Raw genomic sequence first — 26056 nt, forward strand, 5'->3', positions numbered from 1 at the left:
CTTTGCCGCGGAAGAACGATGACTCGGGTCGATCCCCGCGGGTGCGGGGGAGACCGCCGCGAAGTTGCGGCGTCCTCACGAACGTGGGGTCGATCCCCGCGGGTGCGGGGGAGACTTCGCATCTTTGCCGCGGAAGAACGATGACTCGGGTCGATCCCCGCGGGTGCGGGGGAGACCCATCTAGCGTCTCAAGATAATCGTCCGCAATGGGTCGATCCCCGCGGGTGCGGGGGAGACCACGTGGGCGTCATCTATAGGCGCAAGACTCAGGGTCGATCCCCGCGGGTGCGGGGGAGACCTCATTCATCACACGCCGTCGCTGCAATGGCTGGGTCGATCCCCGCGGGTGCGGGGGAGACTCTGCCACCTAGCATATTGTTATTCCGCACAATGTCAAAGAACCCCAGGCGCCGCTTCGTTCAGGAGCGCCCGGACGCGTCCACCGCCCCCGACAGCGCGCGGCGGACGAGGAGGAGGCCGTCGTGTGCTATCACCTCCTTCGGCGGTTCGCCGAGCGTCGACAGGCCGAGCCCGCCTGCCGAGGCGGGTTCGGCCCAGCACATGACGATGCTGCCGCGGCGTAGGCGGTTGTGCCATTCCTCCACTACGGCCCAAATGCGGCCACGCACGCCTGCGCTCATGCGCGGCTGCGCGTAGACGCCTGGGGCGAGTTCGAGCATCGCCGAGCCGAGCAGCCCGCGGTAGCGATCCTCGACGTCGCGGGTGATGACAACGGTAAGCGGCATCAGCGGTATGGCCTGGCGGCAGTGGGCCTGATCGCGCTTGGAGGTGCGGAAGGCGCGCCGGTCACGACGAGCCTCCCTTTGTCGCCCTAGGGAATGTTCGCCCGTTGCTCGCACCGGACACGACATCATCGCGCGCTGCCGGGGTAGGGCCGCCGGCCGCAGCGCGCGCCAAATGGGGCGAAGGGTCGCCGCCGGCCTCGTCACCCGAAGGCAACGCCGCATCCTCGCCGCCGGGAAGTAACAGTGTCTTGATGCGATCGATCATGCCGGGAATGACACTGCGCTGACGAAAGAGCAGCGCCGCGCGCTTGCGCACCAGCCGCTCGATCGGCGCGGCGCCCCGCCCGCGCGCTTCGCGCACGGCGGAAAAGGCGATGTCGAGCAGCACGTCGTGCCGGTACAGGTCGGCGATATCGAGCACGAAGCTCTGACCCGAATCCTCGTGGACGAAGCCGAGCTGCGGGATCGCACCGACGGCCGCGACCGCGACGCTCGCTGCCGCCGTCATCGCCGCGCCGGCGTGGTTGATCGCCCGGTTGGCGAGATCGCCCGCTTCCGGGTTCTCGCGGTCGTAGCGCCGGCCGCCCCAGGGGATGCCGTGCCGCTCGGCGGCGAGCACATAGGCGCGCTTGATCCGCGCACCTTCCTGCCCGCGCAGCACCGCAATGTCGCGCGTGCGCACGATCTCGCCGAAGCGCATCGCGTACATCGCGCGCGCCACCTCCATCCGCTGTTTCGGATCGGCCCAGCGCCGCACCTGCGCGCGCGCCAGCGCCGAGGTATCGGGCATCAACGGCGGCGCGGTGTAGAAGCGCACCGCGCCATCACCGATCGCCGCGAGTGCGCAGCCGTGCCGGGCGAGCAGCCTGAGCGCATCGTGCGTCACGCTCGATCCGGGGCCCAGCAGCACGATCGAGATGGCGTGATAGGGGATTTGATAATCGCCCGCGCCCAGCGCATCGCTGCCGGTCGTCACGAAGCGCAGGCAGCCATTCTCCACCTCCAACCGACCGCGGTCGAGCCACACGAGGCCGTGCCGGTCGGCGTGGGGGATGCGCGAACGCTCCAGTCCCAGGCGACCCGACAGCATCTAGCCGCCGCGCGTCGCCGGTGCGAGCAGCAGCATGCCGAAGCCGAAGCCCGCGTGCCGTCCAACACCGCGCGCGAGCAGGTCGGCGAAGGCTGCGGGATCGCTGACGCTGAGCGTTCCAATCATCAGCGCGTCCGGCCCCTCGATCGCGCGGGTGCGCGCGCCCGTGTTGGCATGTGTGCTGCGGCGTGTGCGGGTGCGGCGGAAATCGCGCAAGGTCACCTGCTCCAGCGTGGCCGCGCCTGCGATGCGCTCATCGAGCCAGGCGGTGTAGACGCTCTCGCGTCCAATCGTGTCCACGTCGCCTTCGGCCAGGACTGCGCGTTCGCATGCTGCAACATAGGCGTCGATCTCGCCGGCGCGCGGTTGCCACGTACCATCGCGCTCGCCGCGCGCGGCGCGGGCACGTTTGCCGAAGCGGACAACGGGACGCACGCGCAGCTCGAAGCCGAAGCGCGCGCATTCACGCCAGTGCGCGGGCATCGCCTGCACCTGCGGCGCGCCGGTAAAGATATCGGCGACCAGGTCGTCGGCGAGCGGCAGCGCGGCAGCGTCGAACAGCGCATCCGGATCAGTGAGATAGCCGAGCAGGTGGCTGCCGCGCGGATGGTCGGGCAGGAAGCGGAACGGGCGGGGTGCGGCGGCGCCGTAACGCGCGATCGATGCGGCGTGGAGCGCGTAGCCCAGATCGTCGTCGTCGAGCCGCCGCGCTACCGCGAAGCGATGCAGCGCGGTCATGTTCACGCCGACCCGCAAGAGGTGCAGCGTCACGCCGCCGCCTCGCTCACCGGCCAGGGGAGCCGACCGTGGAACACGCGGCGCAGCCCCGCATGGACGCCGGAGGGCCAGAAGCGTTCGTCGGTGAGCGCGTCTTCCTGCGCCTCCACCGCCTCTGCCTGGGCCAGCGCGTCGCCTGTCGGCTCGCCATGGGGCCATTGCGCGCGCACGCTGTCGCGGTGGGGCGTATCGGCGAGCATGGTGAGGCCGATCGTCAGCGCGTCGCGGATCGTGCCGGCTTCGACGTCGCCGAGCAGCAGCGGGCGCGACGGGACGAACGGCTTGCGCCCGATGAACAGCGGCCGCTCGGGCCGTGTGAGCGCTGCCGCCAGATCGTCGAGCGTCGGCGCCGCATCGGCCGGCGAGAGCCGGCACGCGACCAGCACGCGCGCGTCGGCGTCCATGTCGCGGTAGCGGATGTGCGGCGACTTGTAGGTGTCGGCGCCGCCTGCGCGCCCTTCGACCCGGCCGCGCGTCGTCCAGCCGCGGTCACCGGCCTCCAGCTTCGCGGTCTGAAAGTCCTGCATTCGCTCGCCTTCGGCCACGCGTGCCGAGCCGATCGTCAACCGTGCCTGCAATGCCGCGTGGGCAGCGACATCGAAACGCTCCCAGCCGAGCGCGTTGGCGAACAGCCCCGCGATCATCGATTTGGCGGGAAAGTCGCGCGCCACCCCGTTCGCGTCGACCACGTCGCCGCCGAAGCTCATCAACGGAGCGTCGAGGTCGAGCAGCAGGTACCTCACGCCGGCACGCTCGCGTCGCGCACGGCGGTGCCCGCCCAGGCGGCGAGGTCGCGCAGGCTCTTACCCGGGATAGCTTGCTGCAGAAGCTCGGGCAGATCGAGCGACAGGTCGGGAAGCGCCGCGTGGGCCCGCGCTTCGCCGGTGTCATACATCGCGTCCATCGCGGCGAGATGCCGGGCGAGTTTTTCTGCGGTACGGTTTCCAAGCGAACCGTTGGAATCGCGAGGGTTCAGTTCCACCGCGTCGCGGAACGCGTTGGCGAGCGTGCGCGGCTGGCGGTCGCCCGCCTCGACCAGCACCAGCTCGGCGCGGCTGTACGGCGCGGTTGAGCCTTTCTTGGCGCCCGGCGACACCTCGGCGACGAGGTGGACGAGGTGCTCGACCACCTGCGCGGCGAGCGCGCGATCGTGCTCGCCGGCCCAATCGCTGCGTGCGCAGCCGGTCAGGTTGGAGACGAGCAGCGGTACGTCGACCACGACATAGCCGTAATAAAGGCCTGAGGTGAGCTCGGTATCGAACACGCCGGCAGCGCCGGCGTCGTCACCCTGTTCGCGGTCGCGCAGATCGTCGACGACGGTGAAATAATCGAGCTCGGCCTGTTCGGCGTGGACGGTGAAGGCATGCGCGACGTGGATCGCGGCATCGCGGTTGGCGCGCGTGTCGCTGGTCACCATGCGCCCGAACAACGCGGCTTCGAGCGAGGCGGCGAGTGCATTCTGGTCGCGCAACTGGTTCAGATTGTTTTTCTGTTCCTTGACCCAGAGCTCCGCCGCCGCCTTGACCCCGGCGGCGCTGGCGCTCTCGGATAGCAGGCGCTCCGCTTCCTCGCGCAACCACGCGAGTTCCGGGCGGCCGAACAGCAATGCCTGACGCTGCTGTTTGTCCCTGGCATTCTTGCCGTAGAATTTGATGAGGAACGCCTCCTCGACGGCGTCGACCATGTCCTTCTCGAACCGCGCGCGCAGCGGCCCCGTTGCCTCGCGCTCGATCGCGAGCTTGGAGCGGACGCCCTCGACGCCGTTCTGCTTGGCGAGTTCGTGGATCGCGTGGCGGTCGTCGGCCTTGCGCCAATGGCGTTTGAGGCACTGCGACGAGATGCGCGTGCGCACCGCAGTGCCGAATGGTAGCCGCTTGGCGAGCCCGGCATCGTCGCGGTTGAGCAGCGCGCCGGGCCAGGCCGCGAGGAAATGGATCTGGATGAACTTAGGCACCACGCTGCTGCTTGCATCAGTCGTCACTCGTCATCCCCTTTGTCCGACCGCGCCTTGGCGGCGTAATAATCCTGCGCGATACGAAGGCGCGCGGCTTCCGCCCTCATCTCGTCGTTTCCGACGAGATCAAACAATGTCCACAAATTGACCGGCCGCTCGCCGTGTTGCGCAAGCATCCGCACCGCGCGGATCACCTGCGCGTCGAGCGCGTCTCCGCGCACGGCGGTGAGCCGCAGCAGTCGGTTCTCCGACAAGCCGATCGTGTGCAGCGCCGTGCCCAGCCGCTTGCCCGTCGCATGCGCTTGCGCCGCCGGGGTACCCGACAGGAGCGCGGCGCAATGCGCGAGCAGCCGCCACGGTCGAAACGCCTCGGGCCTGTGCGGCACCGTCACGTCGGCGCGGTGCAGCAGTCGGATGACCACGCCGTCTGCCTCGTGCCTGCCGGTCAGATAGATGCGGCGCAATTGCGCGCGGTCACCCGTCGACAGATAGACGATCTGGCCTGCGATCGAGGCGACCGGGTCCTTGGTATCGGCGGAAGCGGCCGGGTTACTCGCCATACAGCACCTCGTTCATCCACTTCACCATCTGACCGTCGAGCAGCGCGCGCGCGCGTGCATGTGCGCGGATGCGGCGAACCTCGGTGCGTGGTGCCGCGCGCGCGGCGTCATCGAACACCGCCGACGCGATCGCGCCGAGCCGGGTGCGCCACACCATCCGGTGATTGCCCTCGTCATGCGCGGCTTCCGACCAGAAGGGCGCATCGAAGAATTCGTCGTCGACCACCTTGTCGAAGCGTTTCAGCCACGGCTCGGTTTTCTTCTTTGCCGCCTCATCGTCGAGCCGCGCCTGATCGGGTCCGCCCTGAACTAGCGCGATCAGTGCGCGTCGGAGCCGCCGACCGGCCTCGCTCGCCTCGCCCGCGCGCTTTTGAGCGACCTCACCGACGCGGTCGAGCGCGGCAGACTCTTCATTGCCGAGTTGCTCTAGCCGCGTGAGCCGTACCTCGCGGCGGTGCAATCCCTCGGTGTTCGTATCGGTGCCACCACGGCGAACAAGCGCAGCCATGCTGATGGAGAGTTGCGTCACATCATCGCTAACATGTGTCTGTGCAAGAAGGGGCAGCTTCGATTTCAGAACACGCGCAAACCCCCTGTAACCGAAGGTCTCTTGTTTAGGCGTTATACTGGCATCACCAGTCTCTTTCACTGGCGCCCAGGGATCACCGGTAAGGCCGGACACTAGATCTGCGGCGATGCGGGCAACGTTAGAGGTCGCGTAATATGCCTCCAATTTACCTCGAGTGTTCGATATCCGAATACGGCGCGCGGTATCAACGTAAAGGCTTGGTGCCAAATCCTTGATTGACAGTGACGAAGTGCCGTCATTTGACTCCAGCCAAAGCAGCGCCTTCTTAGATGCTTCGCCTGCGGCGGCCTGAACAAGTATATGCGTATCTCGTCGGAACGCGGCTGCTGCCCCGCCAGATGGGAAAATGCGTGCTATGAGCCGACTACCCGTCTTACCATTCATTCGGCTCGAACCGTAAGTCTTTGCGCCGCCGTATGCCGAACTCGTCTGCAACGTGACGAGTGCGAAGAGCCATTCCTGCTCTTGCCCCTGCGCCATTCGCTCCTGCTTCACGTCGTGATTTTTCGCGGTCACGAGCATGTCGAGCGCGTCCGGCGTGGGTAGGCGGTTCTTGTACGCGGCGCGATCGGTCGCGGCGACCAGCGGCGGTTGCAGCAGCGCGGGCTTGGTCCAATCGTCGACCACGAGCATCCAGGCTTCGGGGCAGTCGGGGGTCAGTGCGTTCAGCAGATCGCGCCACGCGGCCTCATCGCCCGGCAGATCGTCGCGCTCCGCGTTGATCAGCGCGAGTGCGGCCACCTGCACCGTAAAGGCGTGCCACGGCTCGCGCTGGTGCGGGCGCAGCGCAGGAAAGCTCCACGCCTCCCCACGCGCGAGCGCGGCGAAGGTGGCGAACAGCGAGCCGTTATGCGACGCGCCATCGCCGTCGCGCCAGCCGATCATCACGCCTGGGTCCGATGCTTTGATGACGTGCTACGACCGCATGCGAGCGCCGACGATACCGCTGCGGCCGAATTGGTCGGCGCACGTCCGCTTGGATGATCGCTCGAATGCAAAGGCTTCATCACGCGAAGCTGCCACCTGATTGTTGCGATGTCAAAACTGTTCCTGCTTCGTTCGCCAAAGAAAACACGCGTCAACTTACAATTGCACGCGCATCATCCGCCAACAATTTGAGCGTTACTCACGCGGCGGTGCCGAACAACGCCGCCGCACCGGTCAGCACGGTCGGTGCGGTAAGGGCGCGGTCAAGGTAGAGGTTGCGCGCCTCGCAGCTCGTTTCCGCGACCAGCAGGCAGGCGTGGCAGGCGGCCCCGCTCAGCGCGCGCTCGTCGGCGTGGGTGTCGGGGTTGTGCTCGGCGCAGATCGGATCGCCCGAGCAGAGCGCCAGCCGGTCGAGCGCGCGCTCGATGATCGCGCCCAGCCGCGGCAGCACCGCGATCAGCCCGCCCAATGTGCCCTGCGCGCCGGTCGAGGCGGTGTAGAGCAGCAGGCCGAAGCGTTCGCCCTCCTCGTCGACGATGGCGTAAAGCCGCTCCTTCAGCGCGGTCGCGGGATAGCCGCAGTCGAGCGCGATCTCGTTCATCAGCGCGTGGCTGAAGCCGTGGATCGCGTAATAGGCCAGTCGCGGGAAGTGCAGCTTGTCGCCGAACGGCTGGTTGGCACGCCAGCGTTCCCACCCGCTGTACAGCGCCTCGCCGCGCGCCAGCACCGCGGGCCGCGCGAGCCAGTCGCGGATCGCCTGCGCCGAGAAGCGCAGGAACAGCCCCTCGCCGAGCTGCTCGGCGGCGGGTAGCCACTCCAGCTCGGTGGCGAGCGCGGCGCCTTCGACCGCGATGTGCAATTCCTCCAGGTCGCCGTCGATCGCGGTCGGCGCGGCCTCGAAGCGGGTGAAGCCGTACAGGCAGGCGACCTCGCGCAAGCGGTGAACCGCGACCACGGCTTCGATCGGGGCGAGCCGCGCGCGTGCCGCGTCCCCGTTGCTGCCGTCCCAGTCGGCGCGACGCAGCGTCCGCGCATGCAACCGCGCGTCGGGCGCGTCGGACCCGATCACGTCGAGCCCGGAGGCGAGCAGGTCGAACTCCGCCGCCTTGGGCGCGCGCGCCAGCGCCTGGCGACCGGCCACGCGTACCTGCGCGACGCGCGCGACCACGTCGGCGTCGCTCCAGCCATCGAACGCGGCGCGCAGGATGGGGTTGGCGCGGCGCGCCAGTCCCATCTCGACCACCGTTTCGACCCAATCGATCGCGTCGAGATGTTCCTCCACCAGCGCGGTCAGATCATCCTCGGCCGCGGGCAACGAGATGACGGTCAGCACTTGCGGGAAATAGGCGTTGGTCGCGGTGCGGCTGAGGAAGCGCAGATTCTCGCGGCACCCGTCGGGCTCGTCGCTGCGCAGCCACGGTCGCCGGCCGCGACACGCACCCAGGATGCCGCTCGCCTGCGCGTCCTTCAGCGACAGCGACGCGCCACAGCCGCATACGACGCGGGTCGACGCCGGATCGCCCGAGGTGCCACGTTCCTCCAGCCAGAGCGGCTGCACGCAGCGCTCCTCCGCGCCGATATGAACGGTGTAGCCCCAATCGATGTCCTGGAGATGCCCCTTGCGACAGCCCGCGACGAAGCGGATCGGGGTCACGGCGACGCGGCGCCCGTCGTCGTCGACGAAGTCGGCGCGACCGCGCGGGTCTAGATCGCGCCAGCGCACCAGCCGGCGGCGGCGCACCTCGCCCGCTTCCTCCGCATCGCGCGCGACGAACCAGGCGGGAAAGATCCGCGCTTCGACGCCCGGCGGCTCGCTCGCGCCGCTCTCGCGTCGCGCATCGTCGTGGACGGGCGGGGTGCGCAGGCCGAGCCGCTGATCCTCGCCGAGCCGGCCGTTGCCGCGAAGCAGCGTTTCGAGCACCGCGACCGCGCGCGGTTCGACGATCGGTCGCCAGCTGCCCGCCTCGCGCATGTGCCACAGGTCGAGCCCGCCGATCACGACCGAGCGCGTCGGCAGGTCGACCATCGCACCGGGGCCAAAGCCGATGATGAGCTGCGATGCGCGCAGCGTGACGGGTTTGGCGCTCAACTCATGTCTCCTGCACCGCTGACGCGCTCGCCCGCCGGGCCGCGCGGCTTGATCAGCACGCTCGCCTCGACGTCGCGCATGCTCCAGCCGGCCTGGAAGCGCTGCTGCGCGGGCGGCAGATTGACGATCACCGGGTCGAGCGGCGGGTAGAGCAGGCGCTGCGGGCGATCCTCGTAGGAGAAGCGGCCCCCCGCCGCGGTCTGTTCGGCGGCGATCGTGACCCAGTCGTCGAGCAGTTGCGCGATCGTCTCAGCAAGGCGCGCGCGACCACCCTCGATCGTCGCGGGCGCACGCTCGACCAGGTGGCGGATCACCGCGGCGCGCGTCTCGGGCGCCTGCCCCAGCGCGTCGACCGCGCCCGACGGCGTCAGCGTCGGATCGAGGTGGCGCGCGATCGCCACCACCACTGCGGCAAGCGCGCGGTCGAGCGCGCGCGGCGACCAGGGCGTGACGCTGGTCGCCTCGACCGAGCGATAGAAGGTGTCGTGGAAGTGGCGGAACTGCTCGAAATGCATCCGGTCGCGCGGGCGATGGACGTTGAGCACGACGACGACCAGGCCGGGGCGCTCCGCGCTGCGCCCAACGCGGCTGGTCGCCTGGATATATTCGGCCGCGGTCTTCGGCTGTCCCTGCACCAGCATCAGCCCGAGCCGGTCGATGTCGAGCCCAACCGAAATCATGTTGGTGGCGAGCGCGACATCGACCGGCTCGTCGCCGCCCACGCTGCCCGCGACCGCCGCGCCGAACCGCGCCTCCAGCCGCCGCTTCGCCGCCGCGACCTGATCGGTCGACACGCGCGAGGTGAGCTCGACCGGCTCGCCGAGCGCGCGGTCGCCGAACGGTTGGTCGGCGGGCTCGGCGCGGCGGCGACGCGTGCCGTAATGCGCCAGCCGGTTGGCGACCTCGTCCTCCACGATGCGGCGCGCGCCGCCCAGTTCGCGCAGCGCGTTGAAAAAGCACAAGGCGGTCAGGTACGCGTCGGTGTCGCCCTCGTTCGCGCCGTTATCCTCCTGCGTGAGCCCCTGCGCCCCACCCAGCAGCGTGACGAGCGCCTGGAGGAACACCAATTTGGGCCCGCGCCCCGCCGCCGCAATCCCGACGTACCAGCGCGCCGGGTCGGCGTCGCTCTCCGCCCGCGTCAGCGCGAAGAAACTGTCGCGGCGGTCGATGCCCGGCGGTGGAAAGATGCGCGTGTCGGCACGGTCGAACAGGCTCGCGATCTGGTCGCGCGCGCGGCGCACGGTGGCGGTCGAGGCGACGATCTTGGGGCGCACCCGCTGCCCGCCGCCGTGCCGCGTCGCGAGCGCGTCGATTGCGGCCTCGTACAAGCCCGCGATCGTGCCGAGCGGCCCTGAGATCAGGTGTAATTCGTCCTGAATGACGAGGTCGGGCGGCGCGAGCCGGTGCCCCTCGTCCAGGGGACGCCCGACCCCCGGTTCGGCCGCGCCGTAGAAGCCGGTCGCGTCGGCGCGGTCGACGTGGCCGAAGAACGCGCCTGCCTGGCCACTCCACGGCAATGCCGCGAACTTGTCGACCGTGGCGATCAGGAATGCGGGCAGGCGGCGGTAGATCGCCTCGTCGACGGTGACGATCGGCAGCGCACGGTCGCCCGTGAACGCGCAGGCGGGGTTGACGCAGCGCAGCTCCAGGTTGGTCGGCGCGTCGGCGTTCGGCACGCAGGCGAAGCTCTGGGGCGTAAAGGCGGTGCCGCACCACGGACACGCCTTGATCGGCGCGGGTGCGCGGCTGTCGCGTCCGCTGGTATAGGCGCGCACGCGGCGTACCGCGGTGCCCTCGCTCTTGTCGCCGCGCCGGCCGAGCCGGTTGGGGCTCGCGTCCGATCCGACCCACAGTCCGATCTCGATTGGCCAGTCGCCGAGCATCGGACGGCCGTTCGCATCCTGGTAATCGGGCCCGGTGCGCAGCAGCTCGAGCGCACACACCAGCCCGGCAGCGCGGCCGAGTTGATCGAGCGTCAACAGCCGCAGCGTGTAGCGCATGATCACCGCCACGCCCGCGCCGAGCAGCCCCGCTGCCCCCAGCCGCCGAAACGCGATGGTGAAGGCGGCGAGTCCCAGATACGCCTCGGTCTTGCCGCCGCCAGTCGGGAAGAACAGCAGATCGGCGATCTCGCGATCGGCGTGGCGCGGATCGGCCATGCCCGACACATTGAGCAGGATAAAGGCGAGCTGGAACGGGCGCCACGATGGCTCCGTATCGGTGGGGCGACGCGCGCGGGTCGCGTCCGCAACGGCGCGGTTGGCGATCTCGAACGCGGTGCGTACGCGTGCATCGTCGGTGACCAGCGCGATCCCCGCGGCGATCCGCGCGCGCGCCTCGGCCTGTGCGGCGATAAGCGCCTCCGCGGTACGCACGCGCTGCGGCGCCTCCGCGATGTCGGGCGCGGCCGCGCCGGCGGCTTGCGCGCTCGACCAGTCGGCATAGGTCGCGACCAGCGGCGCGAGCGCGCTGCGCAGTCCTGCCGCATCGTCGTGGGCGAGTGCGGCGAGGCGATCCATCGCGAACGTCGCACCGGGCACCGCGGCGGCGACCGTACGCTCCACCGCGGCGCGCGGCAGATGCGTGGTGTGGATGCGGCGCACGACTCCATCGGCGTCCACCTGGTGCGTCGCCGCGCAGCCGAGCCCGGCGGCGTAGGAGGCGGCGTCGCGGTAATGGAGATCGGCGAGCTGATCATCCCAATCGTCGCGCGCGACCCGCGACAGATCGGCCTGCGCGACGAACCCCGCGGCGCAGGTGAGGTCGAGCCGAACCTGATAGGCGTAGGCGAGGTCGCGGTAGCGCGACGGCGGCTCCGAGCGCTTGTTGACGACGAACACGGTGACGACCTGCACCGCGCGCACCGCTCCGCTCGCCAGCGTCAACGCGAACGGCCGCGCGCGCACCGCCAGCTCGAGCCCGCCACCGCCGCGCGCCGTCGCGCCCGATCCAGGCAGCGCGACGCGCGCGATCCCCGCTTCGGCAGCTGGCAGCGCGAGCGTCAGCGTGCAGCGACGTGGCACGCGCCGCCAGCTGATGGACGCGTCACGCTGGTCGCCGCCCGCCTCCAGCAGCTCGGGCGGCAGCGGCGGTTCGGGCACGTAATCGCCCCAGCCGACCTCCACCTCCAGCGCACGCACGTCGGGGTCGATCATCGTTGCCAGGCCGATCGCACTCGGTAGGAAGCGGCGGCGCGCGGCGGGGGCCTCCCCTCCCTCCTCGTCGAGCGCGCCCGCCGCGCCCGCGACGCTCCACGCGTCGATCTCAGGCAGAAATGCGTCGACCTCGTCGGTGTCCGCATCGGCCGGAAAGGCGGGCTCGTGCGTCAGCTCGCCCGACGGCGCGATGAAGCCCGACAGGTACCAGCGCGCCGGGCTCTCGCCGGGCGGCAACCGCTCGCACGCGAGGTCGGCGTCCTCCGCCTCGGACGGCCCGATCAGGTTGCGGCGCAGGCGGTGCACCAGCTCGGTACGCACGGTCGCGGCGCTCATTGCATTTGCTCCATGCGCGCGCGTTCCTCGTTCAAGCGCAGCAGCCGCGCGAGCACGGCGTCGCGAAAGGGCGCGGGCCAGAACAGCCGGCGCTGATAGCGGTGATCGTCCTCGCACCCGGCATCGAGGAACGCCGGCGCGGCAGCCTCGGCGAGGTCGTGCCAGCCGTAGGCGGCGAGCACCGCGCGGTCCATCTCGTCGTGCAGCGTGCGCAGCGCCGCGATGTCGTCCCCGCGGTGGAAGCGATTGTAGGTCGGCGTCATGCCCTGGTTCCGCGCCACCATCAACGCGGCGCGCGCGTCATGGTAGCGCTGCCCCGCCTGCTCCAGCGCGGGTGCATCGGCATAGTCGGGTGGCAGCGGGAAGGTCTCGAAGCAGTCGGACGGGGTGTAGCGGAGGTCGTCTTTCATCGACGACGCGAAAAAGCGCGCCCAGACTTCGTGCACGCGCGATTGCAGCGTTGCAAAGGCAGCGTCGGAGGAAAGTGCGAAAACAGCCAAGGTTTTACCGAGGCAAAAATCCTTGCTTACTTTGGCAAAGGCGATGTGAGGCGCGGCGCCGCGGTTGACGACGAGACAATGACCGCGGGGCAATTCGCCAAGCGCGTTTGTAAGGTTTTTGGCGGAAACGCCAAACTGCCACCACATCTGCTTGCGACGGCGATCGACACCATTGTCGCCTAGCCGGTCTCGCTCCGGCTTCACCTTATGCTCGACAATGGAAAGCAAGGCGGGCCAGTCTGCTGCAACACTGTCGGCGAAATCGGGTGCGGCGATACCACTGCATTGTTCTCGTTCTTGCTCGGCTCTCGACAGCGATGCCCAATGAGCCCGGCAGGCGCGACGTAGCGGGCGGTTTCCAAAATCGATGGTGAAGCGATGTGGCGAATGAACCGGGGAATTGTTTACTTCTTCGCCCCCCAGATAGGGTCGGATAACTGCAGCGTTGCGTGGATTCTCATCAATTAGCGTCATCATCGCGGCGATCGAGGACACTTGGTCCTTGGCTGCTTTCGCATCATCAAAGGTGAAGCCCATTCCGTAGAGCTCGTAACCCGCGAACGCCGTCCCCGCGTTCGCGCGCAGCGCAGCAGGCGACGCATCCAGCTCTCCCTCCATCAGATATGCCGAGATCCGTCGCACCGGTCGCCCGTCGAGCACCGGCACCGCGTCGCCCGCGTGCTCGCCGCGCTGTACGAACACCTGCGCGACGACGACGGCCGCATCGCCCTCCCATTGATGGCGGCTGACCGCGCGCGTGATCGTGCCGCCGTCGGCGAGGATGCGGGCAAGCCCCGTCTCGCGCGTATCGCCCTGGCGGATCGTGTTGGTCGCGATCAGCCCGAACGCGCCGCCGCGGCGCAGCAGTCTGAATGCACGACGAAAGAAGTGCGCGCACAGATCGGCGTTACCGTGCGCGCCCGCGTGCAGCGTCTTGAGCCAGTCCGGGTAGGCAGCGGCATGACCCGCGGCGATGGTGTTCTTGCCCGCGAACGGGGGATTGCCGACGATCGCGTCGAACCCCGGATTGGGGCGGCTGAACACGTCCTCGAACTCCAGCTCCCAGTGGAAGCTCGCGATGCCGATCGGGGTGCTGCCGAGCGCCGCCTGCCACGCCTCCAGCCGCGCCCAACTCGCGTCATTGGGTGCGAGCACGCATTGCTGCACCTCGGCTAGCCGCGCGTCGCGGTCGCGCTTGCTCGTGCCCGCGAAAAAGGCGTGGAGCACCGCGTCGGCGACCAGATGCGCGCGCCGCAGCGCGGTTGCGGCGGCGCGGTGGCGGCGTTCCTGCGCGGCATAAGGCGCGATCTCCGCCTCCACCCGCATCAACCGGCGCAGCTCGGCCGCGGCGTCGATGCCGTCGCGCACGATCGCCTCGACGAAGCCATGCTGCTGCGACACCTTGTCCCAGGTCACCGCGACGATCTTCGGATTGGGCAAGCCGACCAGGCTGTCACCCGCGCGCAGCACGCCGTCGAGAAAGGTGAATTCGTGCGCGCTCGCCAGCGTTTCGAGCCACAACGACAATTTGGCGAGGTCGATCGCGAGCGGGTTGCGATCGACGCCGCGCAGGCAATGCTGCGCGACCAGCCGCTTGGCATGCAGCAGCTCGTCCTCGTCCGCCGGGATCGTCGGGCGCTGCGCCGGCCAGCGTGCCCAGGCGGTGACCAGCCGCTCGCCCAATTGCCGGCACGCCTCGACCAGGAACGCGCCCGATCCGGCGGCGGGATCGCAGACCTTCAGGTCGAGCACGTCCGCCGCGCGCGCATCGGGGCCGATCCGCGCGAACGCGGGGGCGAGCGCGTGGGTGACGATCGGCTGCGTCAAGGCACGCGGGGTGTAATGGCTGCCGGTGCGACGGCGCTCGTCGGTGGGCTGCAGCACCGGCGTACCGGTGGGCACGGGCGTGCGGCGCGGGCAGGCGCGCAGATCGGCGATAGTCGAAAGTGCGGCGGCGACCGCATCCGCGCCTTCGGCCGCGCGCAAGGCTTGCGCGACCGCGGCCGGGAACGCGCCGCGCCCGGTCCACGCCTTCAGCAGCTTCTCGCGCTCGCCCGGTTTCGTCTGTGCCAGGGCGACCAGATCGACCCAGACGGGGACGCGATTGTCCTTGCCCGCGCGGATCGCGAGCATCGGCGCATCCGCGCACATGGCGGTGAAACCCATCACCGTTTCATAGACCGCACCGATCTGCTCGACGCTGAGCGCCCGGTACGCGACGCGCTCCCCGCCGAGCATCAGCAGATTGTCGAGCACGCGCAGCACGCAGCCGTCGCTGACCGGCAACACCTGCTCGAGCTCGTCCGGCTCGTCGCGCCCGAGCAGAAAGGGAAAGGCATGCTCACTGAACAAGGTGCCGCCGCGCGCCTGCATGAACCCCGATGCGTGCCCACGATCGACCAGCCGGAACAACGCCAGCAGCCGACCCCAGGCACCGCGCCGGTCGTCGATCGTGTCGGGGTAGAGCGCCGCATCGTCGCGCAGCCGCAGGTGCAGCCCGCCGAGCGCATATCCCTGCTCGTACAGTGACGCCGCAGCACCGCCCGCCGCCGACGGCATCAGCCCGCGATCCTCGGCGTAGAGGATGAAGATCAGCCGCAGCAGCACGGTCAGCACGCCCTCGTACAGATGCTGCGGCCGATGCGCGGCGAGCGCCCGGATGCGCTGCGGCGCAGCGGCATCCAATCCGCGCAGCAGTTCGTGCAGACTGGCGAGCACCTGACCTGACAGGCGCGACGATACGTCGGCCTGCGCGGCGCGGCTTTCCGCCAGGATCGAGGGCAGGCGGTGCGACGGCGGCCCGGTGAACAGCGCGTGGGCGTCGAGCAGCAGCTTCAATCCCGCCAGCATGCCGCGTCCCGCGGTCGTGGCGAGCGGTGTGAGCGGCCAGGTAATGTGCCCCGATGCTTCGCCGCGCGGTGCGACGACCAGGCGCAGCACCGGCTCGATCGCATCATGCTCATCCCCCTCGCGCGCCGATCGCCCGGTCTCGCGCGCACCGATGATCACGCCGGCGAGTACGCCGGTTTCGCGCAGCAATCGCTCGAACCGCTGCTGCGCAGTCGCTTCCCACCCCTCGAGCGCGCCGCGACGATCGAGCACCAGCGTGTCACGCTCGACGCGCACCAGCAATTGCGGCGCGCCATCCGCGTCCAGTACCGCCCAATCGGGTTCGAGCAATGTGTCCTGTTCGCTAAAGGCGAAGCGGCATGCCTCGGGCAGCATCGGCCCGTCCGGTGCCCCCGCCACCTGCCCGGCGGGCCAGCCGAGCACGTCGCGGAACAGCGGCCAGTAATCGCCTGCGCTCCGACCGCCTTTGCCCTGCGGCATCGCGTGCGCCACCGCCTCGCCATCCACCGCGCTTTGCGGCGCGGGCCACAGCCCGATGCGCGCGAGCGCGGCGGGGGCGACGACGAGCCCGACCGGCTGGAGATAACCGATCCAGTCGTGCGCTCCGCCCGGAACCGGTCCGCTCATGCGTCGGGCCAGAGATAGACGAGGCCGATCGGCTCGACCCGTGTCGCGCAGATGCGCGCGGCGGCCCGCAGCCGCTCGGGTTCGCGCACCAGTTCGTCGTCGAGCCGCGTCGCCGCGCGCGCCCAAGAGCGGCGGTCGGCGGCGCGCTGCCGCGCTTCGGCGGGGTCGAGCAACAGTGCGAGCTGCGCGTCATCCTGCCCGCGCTCGCGCCGGATGCGGGCGATCCGCGCCTCCAGTAGTGTTTCGAGCCCGCGTGCCTCGGCGGCGGCGCGGCGCGTGATCTCGCCCGCAACGCGCTCGACCCGCTGCGCGGCCCGCGCCTCCAGCACCGGTCGCAGGTCGGCGACGTCACGCGCGGCGGCGGCGGTCGCGCGCTCGGCGATGTCGTGGTCGGCGTCCTGCGCGGTGCGAAGCGCGGCGAGCAGGTGATCGAGCACGCGCGCCTCTGCGTCGCGGCCCTCGGCCAGCGCGCGCAGGGGCGCATCATGGATGCTGCGATCGCGCCAGTCGGCGGCGACGCTCACCATCTCCTCGTGCAACCGCGCCGCGCCTTCGCCGTAGAGGGCCAACCGGCCGAGCAGCACGACGCGCGGCGCCGGCGTGGCCGCGGTGCGGATGGCGCAGGCGCGCTCCAGTCCGTGGCGGAACCCGGCGGAGATGAAGCGGCCGAGCAGCCGGCGCACCAGCCGGTGTTCGAGGTGCAGGTGGACGACATCGCCCGCGTCGCGCCCGTCGGGCAGGATCGCGGGTGCGAAGCTGATGCGGCGCACCGCGGCGTCGCGCGACTGCCGCCAGTCGCGCGCACGCTCGTCGCCGCGCATCGGCCGTGCGCGCAACTCGTCCAGCATCACCGACCAGCTCGGATCGTGCGCGAAGGCGGGTGCCTGCTCGTCGAGCGCGAGGACGGGCGTGTCGCCGAAGGTCGCGGCTTCGCGCCATGCACCGCCCGCCTGCGCGAGCGCCAGCCCGACGACCGATTGCAGTTCCGATGGATCGACGCCGACGCGCGCACGCGCTTGTTCCAGCGCGATGGCGAGATCGGCCTGCTCGCGCCGCAACCGCGCCAGCCGCGCCTCCGTGCCGTCGTCGAGGTCGCGCATTGCGGCGCGCACGCGCGCGTCCGCCTCCTCGTCGCGCACCCGATCCGCCAGCGCCTGCGCCGCGCCGCGGTCGATCCCCGCCTGCGCCAGCCGATCGGCGATCCGCGCACCCAGCACCTGCCCGGCGGAGCCGAGCTGCTGGCGGATCAGCTCGGTCTTGCGCACCAGCGCACCCAGCACGACGTCCTCGGGTCGCTGTGCGTAGCTGAAATAACGGCAGAACACGACCGGGCTGGGTTGCAGCTTACGATCGATGCGGCCGTTGCGCTGTTCCAGCCGCGACGGGTTCCACGGCAGATCGACGTGGATCAGATCATGGCATTGCGCCTGCAGATTGATCCCCTCGCGCGCGGCATCGGTGCAGATCAGGATGCGTAAGGGTGCCGCAGGATCGTTGAACGCGCGCTTGATCGCCTCGCGCCGCTCGGGCGTCGTCACGCCGGTGAAGCTGTCGATCCGCTCCGCCTCACATGCGTCGTCGGGGTCGAGCAGCACCTGCAGCTGTCGCTGCAACCAGCGCCGCGTGTCCTCATATTCGGTAAACAGGATCAACCGCCGCTCGTGCCAGCGCCCGTCGGGCTGCTGCAGGTGCGTGCGCGCCCAGTCGACGATCCAGCGCACCCGCGCGTCGGGCGCACCGCGCGCGCCTTCCGCTATCTCGAGCATCGCCGCGGCGTGCGCGCGTTCGGCGCGCAGCTGCTCCGCCGACGCGGCTCGCGCCCCGGCAAGCGCCGCCGCCTCGGCCGCAGCCGCGTCGCGCTGCGCCAGCAGGTCGAGCGCGGCCTGTTCGTCGCTCCCCGCCCTGGTCTCGGAATTACTCGTCACCGCGGTGAGGCCGACGCGCTCACCCGCGATTGCGCGGTCGAGCCCAGCGATATGGACCCGCAACGTCCGCGCAAAAGCGGCGATCGATGACAGCAGCCGCTGTTGTAATCCGACAAAGGCGAGCCGCGCCCGCGCGCGCTGCGCACCCGAGGCGCGCGCGATCCGCCGCTCGCGCAACGAGCGGTAATCGGCGAGCATCGCCGCGAGCACCAGTTCGGGCGCGTCGGCGGGCAGGTCGTCGATCAGCACCGCCTCGACCACCCGCTCGGGAAAGGCTTCGCCGAGCGCGCGCAGATCGCTTTTCAACCGGCGCACCATGACCGGTTCTAGGTCGGCGGCGCGGACGGGCACGCCGCGCGTGAAGCGCTGCGGATCAAGCAGTTCGAGCAAGGTCGTGAAACTGTTGGAATGGCCGTTGTGCGGGGTTGCCGACAGGAACAATCGGTGCTCGAAACGCTCGGACAGGTCGCGCAAGGCACGCGTGAACTGGCTCTCGATCGCGTAGCGTCCGCTGCCCGCCGGTGCTGCTTGATGCGCTTCGTCGAGGATCAGCAGCGAGCGTGCGCGGAAATCCTCCAGCACGTCGCGCAGGCCCGCGACATAGGTTTCGTCGCCGAGCAGCCGGTGTGACAGAATGAAGCGTGATCCAGCGGCCCAGGGATTGGCACCGTAACCGCGCCGCCGCCGGAGCGCCTCTAGATGGTCGGCGTCGACGATCTCGAAACTGAGCCCGAATTTGGTCTGCAACTCGTCGCGCCATTGCTGCGTCATCGACGGCGGCGCGAGTACCAGGGTAAAATCGACGCGCCGGCGCAGCAGCAGCTCGCGCAGCACCAGCCCGGCCTCCACCGTTTTGCCCAGGCCAACGTCGTCCGCGATCAGCAAGTTGACGCGCGGCAACCGCAGCGCCTTTCGCAGGGGCAGTAGCTGGTAGGGATCAAGCCGGATGCCGGCGCGGAACGGCGCCTGAAACAGGTCGCGCTCGGCGGCGGTCGCGGTGCGCCAGCGCACCGTGCGCAGATAAGCGGAGAAGGTCGCCGCGTCGCCGCCGCCGCGCGCGCCCGGCTGGCCGAGCGACGCCCATGCCTCTTCGTCGTGCAGGCGCGCGTCGACCTCCGTGCCCCACAGCACCTGCGCTTCCTCGCCGCTCGCGTCGTCGTCGATACAGGCGAGCCGATGTCCTTCGAGAGGATGGCCGGGCTGCGCCTCGACCATCCACAAGCGCCCGCGCAGCGACACGAACTGGCCGATGCCCGGTGGTGCGGGCGTGGGCGTGGCGCAGTCGGCTGCCCGCGTCGGTCATGCGCCACTCCTCCCTGTGCGTCGCATCGCAGCGTGCGCAAACACTGCCGCCAAGCCAAACCGGGATGCATCCGCTTCGGTGGTGTCCAACGTGGTTTGCGGGTTTGCAGCAGCTAGCGCGCCAAGCTGTAAGCAATGACGTTCGATCAGGCGCCGGCGCGCGTTAGGTTAGACGTGCAGGAGGGGTGTCATGACGATCACGCACGACAAACCCTGGGCAAAACTGGCGCGCGACGATGACGGCGCGCTGGCCGCGGCATTGCCGCTGGTCGACCATTGTCTCGACATCGGCGCCGCGATGGAGGTGGTGGTCGATGCGTGGCGCGCGCCGCTCACGGCTGCCGCGGGCCGCGTGCTGAGCGCGCAGGACATCGCGCGGCTGTGTGCGCTCGCGGCGCTGCACGACATCGGCAAGGCCAACCGGGGCTTTCAAGCCCGGATCGATCCTAAGGTCAGGGACAAGGTCAGCCACACGGGGCCGGTCGCGGCGCTGCTCAACCATTCGGTGCTGAGCCGCGGTGAGGCGGCGCGGACGCTGAACGCGATGGTGCATGATTGGGAGGCACGCGAATATTTGGCTGCCGTGATGGCGCATCATGGCCGCCCTTTGTCCGAGTTTCACGTCGACGCCGCGGTGCACACCGGCCGCTGGACCAGACACAATGAGCATTGGTGGATCAAAGCCGATGACCCCGCGCGTCATGTCGTGCCGGTAATCGACGCGGTTCGCGCGCGCTGGCCGCTGGCGTGGCAGGCGGGCGCGCCGCTGCCCGACGCGCCGCGGCTGGTCGCGCTGTTCGCCGGGCTGGTGACGCTCGCCGACTGGCTCGGTTCCGACACGCGCCGTCTGCCGGTCGGGGCACCGCACGGCTCGGCGCGCGAACCGCTGCGCGTCGAGCAGGTCCGCGCCGCCGCGCACGCCCGCGGGTTCCTGCCACTCGACACGCCTCCGGGCGATTTCGCGCAAGCGTTCGGCTTCACCCCGCACGCCTTCCAGACTGACGCCGCGCGCGACGATCTCGGCGCGGTCGCGCTGATCGAGGCCGAGACCGGATCGGGCAAGACCGAGGCGGCGCTGTGGCGCTGGCTCGAGCTCCGGCGGCGCGGGCAGGTCGACGGGCTGTTCTTCGCGCTGCCGACGCGCTCGGCCGCGGTGCAACTCCACGCCCGCGTCAACGCGATGCTGAAGCGCGTGTGGCACAAGAACGCGCCCGAGGCGATGCTCGCGGTGCCCGGCTATCTGCGCGCCGGCGACGCGAACGGGCAGGCGCTGCCCGGCTACGCGGTGCGCTGGGATGACGATGCGGCCGGTCGCGGCGCACCCGACGCGCGCTGGGCGGCGGAGCGGAGCCTCAATTTTCTTGCCGCGCGTGTCGCGGTCGGCACGATCGACCAGGCGCTGCTCGGTATCCTGCCGGTCAAGCACGCGCTGTTCCGCGCCGGCATGCTGTCGCGCAGCCTGCTGGTGGTCGACGAGGTCCACGCGTCGGACCACTACATGTCCGAACTGCTCGCACGGTTGCTCGACCACCACGTCGCGGTCGGCGGCCATGCGTTGCTGCTGTCGGCGACGCTCGGCGCATCGGCCCGCGCCCGCTTGCTCCACACAGACACGCCACCGCTCGCCGCGGCGGAAGCGCAGCCGTACCCCGCGCTGTCGGGCAGTGCCGTGCCACTCCGACCCGCTACGGCTGCGGCGCGCGCGGGCAAGCACGTCGCGGTCGACGTCGCCGCGCTGATGCATGACGCCGACGCGATCGCCGCGCACGCGGTTCAAGCGGCGCGCGAAGGTGCGTCGGTGCTGGTGGTGCGCAACAGCGTCGCCGGCGCAGTGGCAGTGGTGCAGGCAGTGGCCGACACCGCGCCCGACCTTGCGTTCCGGGTCGAGCGCGTCGCGACGCTCCACCACGGCCGCTTCGCGCGCGACGATCGCGAACGGCTGGACACCGCAGTCGAACGCGCGTTCGGCAAGGGCCGGCTGGCGCGCGGGCAGGTGCTGGTCGGCACGCAGACGCTGGAACAGTCGCTCGATATCGATAGCGACTTCCTCGTCACCGACCTGGCGCCGATCGACGTGCTGCTGCAGCGGATCGGTCGGCTGCATCGTCACGCGCGCGAGGATCGCGGTGCGTTCGCGCAGGCGCGCGTGCTCGTGCTGCGCCCGCCCGAGCGCGACCTGTCGCCGCTGCTCGGCAAGACGAACGGCGCGCGCCACGGGCTCGGCAGCGTTTACCCCAACGTCGTGCAACTCGAGGCGACGCTTCGCCTGCTGGAGGACACACCCGAGATCGTCATTCCGCGCGACAACCGCCGGCTGGTCGAACGCGCGCTCCACCCAGAGGCGTTGGCCGCAGTGATCGCAGGCGACATCGTGTGGAGCAATCACGCGAACGAGCGCGCGGGCGGCGACCATGCCGCGGCCGAGAGTGCGCGCCGCATCGCGCTCGATCTGTCGCAACCGTTCCGCACGCTGACGTTCGCCGACGTTGACGAGGAGGTCGCCACCCGGCTCGGCGCGCGCGACCTGCTGGTCGATCTGCCCGAACCGCTCGCCAGTCCGTTCGGGGGCGTGGTGACCCGCATCGCGATCCCGCATCACATGGCGCGCGGCATCGGCGCGCGCGACGAACCGCAACTGATCGACGCGAATAGCTTCCACCTTGGCACCAGGTGCTTCGGTTACGATCAATGGGGCCTGCACGCGCTTGCGTGAGCCGCATCAGCTTGCGTGAGCCACATCCGCTTGGGTGAAGGCGCGGCTTGTGGCATCGCGCCGCGCATGACGATCAGCGACCAGTGGCAGCTTCGCGTCACGACGCACGGCAGCGAGGAACAGCCCGTTGTCGTGATCGACGCATTCGCGCCCGATCCGCACGGGTTGCGTGAGGATGCGACCTTTCTCGCCTTCGCGCGGATCGGAGACCATTACCCCGGCGTCCGCGCGGTCGTGCCCGAGGCCGTGCTGCGCCCGTTCGTCGCCGCGCTCGCACCGGTCGCGCGCGACGTGTTCGGTCTCACCGACCTGAGCGTGGTCGACAGTTTCTACTCGGTCGTGACCACACCGCCGGATGCGCTCGCGCCGATCCAGCGGCTGCCGCATTTCGACGAAGTGTCGCCGACCCGCCTGGCGCTGCTCCATTACCTGTCGGAGGATGAAGCGAGCGGCACCGCCTTCTATCGGCAGCGCTCGACCGGGTACGAATCGATCGATGCCACCCGGCTGCCCGCCTATCGCGCCGCGCTCGCCGACGATCTGGCGCGTCATGGGATGCCGGGCGCCGGCTATGTCGATGCGACATCGCCGCTGTTCGAGCAGGTCGCACGCCATCAAGGCCGCTTCAACCGCGCCATCCTTTACCGCTCCAACACGCTTCACTGCGCTGACATCCCTGCGGGCATGTCGTTCAGCGCCGATCCCTATGACGGGCGGTTGACGGTCAACACCTTCCTCGACGCGCGCGGTTGACCATCTGCGTGTGACATCGCTGCCACAGCGAGCACGCCGTCCATGTCCACAGGCGGCTGAATACGTATGTGGCTTTCTTGTGACTAAGACCCGACCGGGCCTAACCGACATCTATCACGCCGCATAAGCACCTCGCGCGTGGCGCGCGGAGGTGTGGCTTGGGGGAGGTTCACGTGTCCGTTTCGCATTCATCGTCGTTTTCCGCTCGCGCGCAGCTTGGCCTGCGCACCAGTGCGCTCACCATTGCCGGGGTCATGCTGCTCGCCGGCGGCACCGCCTTCGCGCAGGAGGCACCCGCCGACCCCAATGCGCCGACCGCGAACCCGACCGGCGCGATCACCGCGACGCAGGCGACCCCGCCCGCCGATCCCACCCCGGATGCGAACGCCAACCCCGACCCGACCACGACCGACACCGGCGTGGGTGAGGGCACCGACATCGTCGTCACCGGCATCCGCGCCGGTCTCGCCAAGTCGGCCGACATCAAGCGCCGCTCGACGCTGATCGTCGACTCGGTCTCGGCCGAGGACGTGGGCAAGCTGCCCGACGTGTCGATCGCCGATTCGCTGGCGCGTATTCCGGGCGTCACCGCGCAGCGCCTCGAAGGCCGCGACCAGCGCCTGTCGATCCGCGGCCTCGGCCCCGATTTCTCGACCACGCTCTTGAACGGGCGCGAGCAGGTGACCGTCGGCGACAACCGCGGCGTCGAATACGACCAATATCCGTCGGAGTTCTTCCGCAACGTCAACGTGTACAAGTCGGCCGACGCATCGCTGATCGCCGCCGGTATCTCGGGCACGGTTGACCTGCGTATGCTGCGTCCGCTCGACCAGTCGCAGCGCGTGTTCGCGATTAACGCGCGCGGGCAGATGAACGGCATCGACAACCTGAACCCCGAGCTGTCGCGCTACGGCTATCGTGGCTCCGCCACCTACGTCGACAAGTTTGCGGACGACACGTTCGGCATCGCGATCGGCGTTTCGGGCACGAAGGCGCCGACGCAGAACGAGCGCTACAATGCCTGGGGCTATAACGGCGCAGGTACCGCAGCCGACCCGTATCGCCTGAGCGGAGCGAAGCCCTATGTCCAGTCGAACGAGCTGGAGCGCTACGGCGCGGTCGCGACGCTCGAATGGCAGCCGTCCGACAATTTCCACTCGACCTTCGACGCGCTCTACTCGAACTTCAAGGAAACGCAGTACCTGCGCGGGATTGAGTTCCCGCTCGATGGCCAGGCGCGCACGCCCGACAATCCTGGCGGCACCGTTCTGGGTAACACGACGGTCGCGAACGGGTTCGTGACCACCGGCACCTTCTCCAACGTTTACGCGGTGCAGCGCAACGACTATAACCAGCGCAAGGCGGACAACATCTCGCTCGGCTGGAACAACGACTTCAAAATTGGCGAGACGACGCACTTCAACGTCGACGCGAGCTGGAGCCGCGCGACCCGCACCGACTTCCTGCTGGAAACCAACACCGGCACCGGTTTCTCGAAGGGCGGCGTGGCCGACACGGTCACCGTCACGCAGAACGGCAACGGCACCTATTCGTTCAAGCCGACGCTCGACTACACCAACACCAACATCTTCAAGCTGACCGACCCGCAGGGCTGGGGCAACAACGGCACGCAGCAGGTCGTCCAGTCGGGCTTCCTCAATCGTCCGAAGTTCAAGGATGATTTGAAGTCGCTGCGCGCCAGCCTGAACGGCGAGTTCGAGGGCAGCGTGGTGAAGGGCTGGGAAGTCGGCGCCAACTACAGCCGCCGCGAGAAGACCAGCGAATATTCGTCCTTCTTCCTGTGCCCCAAGGGTGCGGGCACCAACTGCATCTTGGCGAGCGGCACGCCCACCGTGGCGAACGTGCCCGCCGAAGCGCAGCTGGGCAACAACATCCCGCTGACGTACCTCGGCATCCCGGCGATGCTGACGCTCAACCCGCTGTACCTGTACAACAATTCGCTGAACGCGGCGTTTGACGGTCGTCCGGGCTCGCTGGTGCGCGACAACACCGTGACCGAGAACGTCTACACCGGCTACGCCAAGCTCACCGTCGATGGCGAGGTAAGCGGCAAGGCGCTCAAGGGCGCGCTGGGCGTCCAGGCGGTATACACCGACCAGAGCTCGGACGGACAGATTGCCGGTTTGAACAACGGCGTCGTCACGATCGCCCCGGCGAACGAAGGGGCAAAGTTCTGGCGCGTGCTGCCGTCGGCTACCTTCTCGGTCGAGCTGATCGATGGCGGTTACGTCAAGCTGGGTGCGTCGCGTACGATGGTGCGGCCGCGTCTGGATCAGGAGCGTGTCACGCAGGACGTCAGCGTCAGCCCCGGCAACATCGGCGTCGTCCCGTTCGCCGCGAACCCCGTGTTCAGCTCGAACGGTGGCAACACGTCGCTGCGTCCTTACCAGTCGACCAACATCGACATCTCGGTTGAGAAGTATTTCGGCAGCGGCGGCGGGTACGTGGCGCTTTCCGGCTATTTCAAGAAGCTCGACGACTTCGTGAACCCGGCGACCGTGATCCCGTTCGACTTCACGCCGCTGCTCAGCTCGCTGACTGCCGCGCAGCAGCAGCAGGTCATCGCCAATGGTCAGCAGATCGGCACGATCAGCCGCCCGGACAATTCCGGCCGCGGTGAGATCCTGGGTGCGGAGGCGACGCTGTCGCTGCCGTTCCGCATGATCACGCCGGCGCTCGACGGCTTCGGCGCGTTCGTGACGGGCAATTACACCGATTCGACGATCCGTTACGCCAACAACCCCGCGCCGATCACGCTGCCCGGCCTGTCCGACTGGACCGGCAGCGGCACGATCTATTTCGAGAAGTGGGGTTTTCAGGCGCGCGCCAACTATCGCTACCGCTCGTCGTTCCTCGCCGAGGTCGCGGGTCTGTCAGCCAACCCGACGTTCCGCACCGCCAAGGAAGAGGCGATCCTCGACGCGCAGATCGGTTACGAATTCCAGGATGGCCCGCTGCGCGGCCTGTCGATCCTGGCGCAGGGCAAGAACCTGACCGATCGTCCGTTCATCACCTACAACACCGGCGATAAGCGGCAGGTCATCGACTATCAGCGCTACGGTCGCGATTATTACGTCGGGATCAGCTACAAGTTTTGATGCCGGCTCGACTTCGGTGACCTCGGGCCGCCTGCATCGTTTGA

At 69.3% G+C, this 26056-nt stretch carries 14 protein-coding genes and 1 CRISPR repeat array; of the genes, 3 read left to right on the top strand and 11 right to left on the bottom strand.

Annotated features, from left to right (window positions below; genetic code table 11):
• Positions 1-25: 25 nt before the first annotated feature.
• Positions 26-359: a CRISPR direct-repeat array (repeat unit 29 nt; unit sequence GGGTCGATCCCCGCGGGTGCGGGGGAGAC).
• 60 nt (positions 360-419) lie between these two features.
• The 11 genes from cas2e to drmD all read right to left on the bottom strand — a co-directional run bounded on the left by cas2e (position 420) and on the right by drmD (position 19376).
• The gene (gene cas2e / locus Q0579_RS00005) at positions 420-746 is read right to left on the bottom strand and encodes a type I-E CRISPR-associated endoribonuclease Cas2e (protein ID WP_298807842.1); all 327 of its coding nucleotides are present in this window, start codon (positions 744-746) and stop codon (positions 420-422) included.
• Positions 747-807: 61 nt separating this feature from the next.
• Positions 808-1836, bottom strand: coding sequence for a type I-E CRISPR-associated endonuclease Cas1e (gene cas1e / locus Q0579_RS00010; RefSeq protein ID WP_298807846.1), 1029 nt, complete (start codon positions 1834-1836; stop codon positions 808-810).
• A complete protein-coding gene (locus Q0579_RS00015; protein WP_298807847.1) occupies positions 1837-2607 on the bottom strand; it encodes a type I-E CRISPR-associated protein Cas6/Cse3/CasE in 771 nt (256 codons plus the stop codon).
• On the bottom strand, positions 2604-3356 hold the full coding sequence (gene cas5e, locus Q0579_RS00020) for a type I-E CRISPR-associated protein Cas5/CasD (RefSeq protein ID WP_298807849.1): 753 nt from the start codon (positions 3354-3356) through the stop codon (positions 2604-2606). The genes Q0579_RS00015 and cas5e overlap by 4 nt, the downstream gene beginning before the upstream one ends.
• Positions 3353-4567 (bottom strand): type I-E CRISPR-associated protein Cas7/Cse4/CasC, encoded by a 1215-nt coding sequence (gene cas7e, locus Q0579_RS00025; protein ID WP_298807851.1) that lies wholly within the window; start codon positions 4565-4567, stop codon positions 3353-3355. The genes cas5e and cas7e overlap by 4 nt, the downstream gene beginning before the upstream one ends.
• 23 nt (positions 4568-4590) lie before the next feature.
• Positions 4591-5127 carry a type I-E CRISPR-associated protein Cse2/CasB gene (gene casB, locus Q0579_RS00030; RefSeq protein ID WP_298807853.1) on the bottom strand — a complete coding sequence of 179 codons (537 nt, stop codon included), beginning with the start codon at positions 5125-5127 and terminating at the stop codon, positions 4591-4593.
• On the bottom strand, positions 5117-6604 hold the full coding sequence (locus tag Q0579_RS00035; RefSeq protein WP_298807856.1) for a hypothetical protein: 1488 nt from the start codon (positions 6602-6604) through the stop codon (positions 5117-5119). Before Q0579_RS00035 ends, casB begins: the two co-directional genes overlap by 11 nt.
• Before the next feature lie 238 nt (positions 6605-6842).
• The gene (locus Q0579_RS00040) at positions 6843-8732 is read right to left on the bottom strand and encodes a DUF1998 domain-containing protein (RefSeq protein ID WP_298807858.1); all 1890 of its coding nucleotides are present in this window, start codon (positions 8730-8732) and stop codon (positions 6843-6845) included.
• Positions 8729-12223 (bottom strand): DISARM system helicase DrmA, encoded by a 3495-nt coding sequence (gene drmA / locus Q0579_RS00045; RefSeq protein ID WP_298807860.1) that lies wholly within the window; start codon positions 12221-12223, stop codon positions 8729-8731. Before drmA ends, Q0579_RS00040 begins: the two co-directional genes overlap by 4 nt.
• Positions 12220-16200, bottom strand: a complete 3981-nt coding sequence (locus Q0579_RS00050; RefSeq protein ID WP_298807861.1) for a DNA methyltransferase — start codon at positions 16198-16200, stop codon at positions 12220-12222. Before Q0579_RS00050 ends, drmA begins: the two co-directional genes overlap by 4 nt.
• A complete protein-coding gene (gene drmD, locus Q0579_RS00055) occupies positions 16197-19376 on the bottom strand; it encodes a DISARM system SNF2-like helicase DrmD (protein WP_298807964.1) in 3180 nt (1059 codons plus the stop codon). Before drmD ends, Q0579_RS00050 begins: the two co-directional genes overlap by 4 nt.
• A 241-nt stretch (positions 19377-19617) precedes the next feature.
• On the opposite strand from drmD, the gene cas3 reads away from it, so the two are divergent.
• The 3 genes from cas3 to Q0579_RS00070 all read left to right on the top strand — a co-directional run bounded on the left by cas3 (position 19618) and on the right by Q0579_RS00070 (position 26012).
• On the top strand, positions 19618-22140 hold the full coding sequence (gene cas3, locus Q0579_RS00060; RefSeq protein WP_298807862.1) for a CRISPR-associated helicase Cas3': 2523 nt from the start codon (positions 19618-19620) through the stop codon (positions 22138-22140).
• A 66-nt stretch (positions 22141-22206) separates the two neighbouring features.
• Complete coding sequence (locus Q0579_RS00065) at positions 22207-22893, top strand: DUF6445 family protein (RefSeq protein WP_298807865.1); 687 nt, start codon at positions 22207-22209, stop codon at positions 22891-22893.
• 254 nt (positions 22894-23147) lie between these two features.
• Positions 23148-26012: a TonB-dependent receptor gene (locus Q0579_RS00070; protein ID WP_298807965.1), complete on the top strand. Its 2865-nt coding sequence runs from the start codon at positions 23148-23150 to the stop codon at positions 26010-26012.
• The last annotated feature ends 44 nt before the right edge of the window (positions 26013-26056 follow it).

Origin of the sequence: uncultured Sphingomonas sp., assembly GCF_936927845.1 — a bacterium.
Lineage (GTDB): Bacteria > Pseudomonadota > Alphaproteobacteria > Sphingomonadales > Sphingomonadaceae > Sphingomonas.

Bases quoted from the DNA above. Each gene is read 5' to 3' on its own strand.
- Q0579_RS00065 (WP_298807865.1), top strand. From the start codon at position 22,207: ATGACGATCAGCGACCAGTGGCAGCTTCGCGTCACGACGCACGGCAGC.
- cas2e (WP_298807842.1), bottom strand. From the start codon at position 746: ATGCCGCTTACCGTTGTCATCACCCGCGACGTCGAGGATCGCTACCGC.
- casB (WP_298807853.1), bottom strand. From the start codon at position 5,127: ATGGCGAGTAACCCGGCCGCTTCCGCCGATACCAAGGACCCGGTCGCC.
- Q0579_RS00050 (WP_298807861.1), bottom strand. From the start codon at position 16,200: ATGAGCGGACCGGTTCCGGGCGGAGCGCACGACTGGATCGGTTATCTC.
- drmA (WP_298807860.1), bottom strand. From the start codon at position 12,223: ATGAGCGCCGCGACCGTGCGTACCGAGCTGGTGCACCGCCTGCGCCGC.
- cas3 (WP_298807862.1), top strand. From the start codon at position 19,618: ATGACGATCACGCACGACAAACCCTGGGCAAAACTGGCGCGCGACGAT.
- cas1e (WP_298807846.1), bottom strand. From the start codon at position 1,836: ATGCTGTCGGGTCGCCTGGGACTGGAGCGTTCGCGCATCCCCCACGCC.
- Q0579_RS00070 (WP_298807965.1), top strand. From the start codon at position 23,148: ATGCTGCTCGCCGGCGGCACCGCCTTCGCGCAGGAGGCACCCGCCGAC.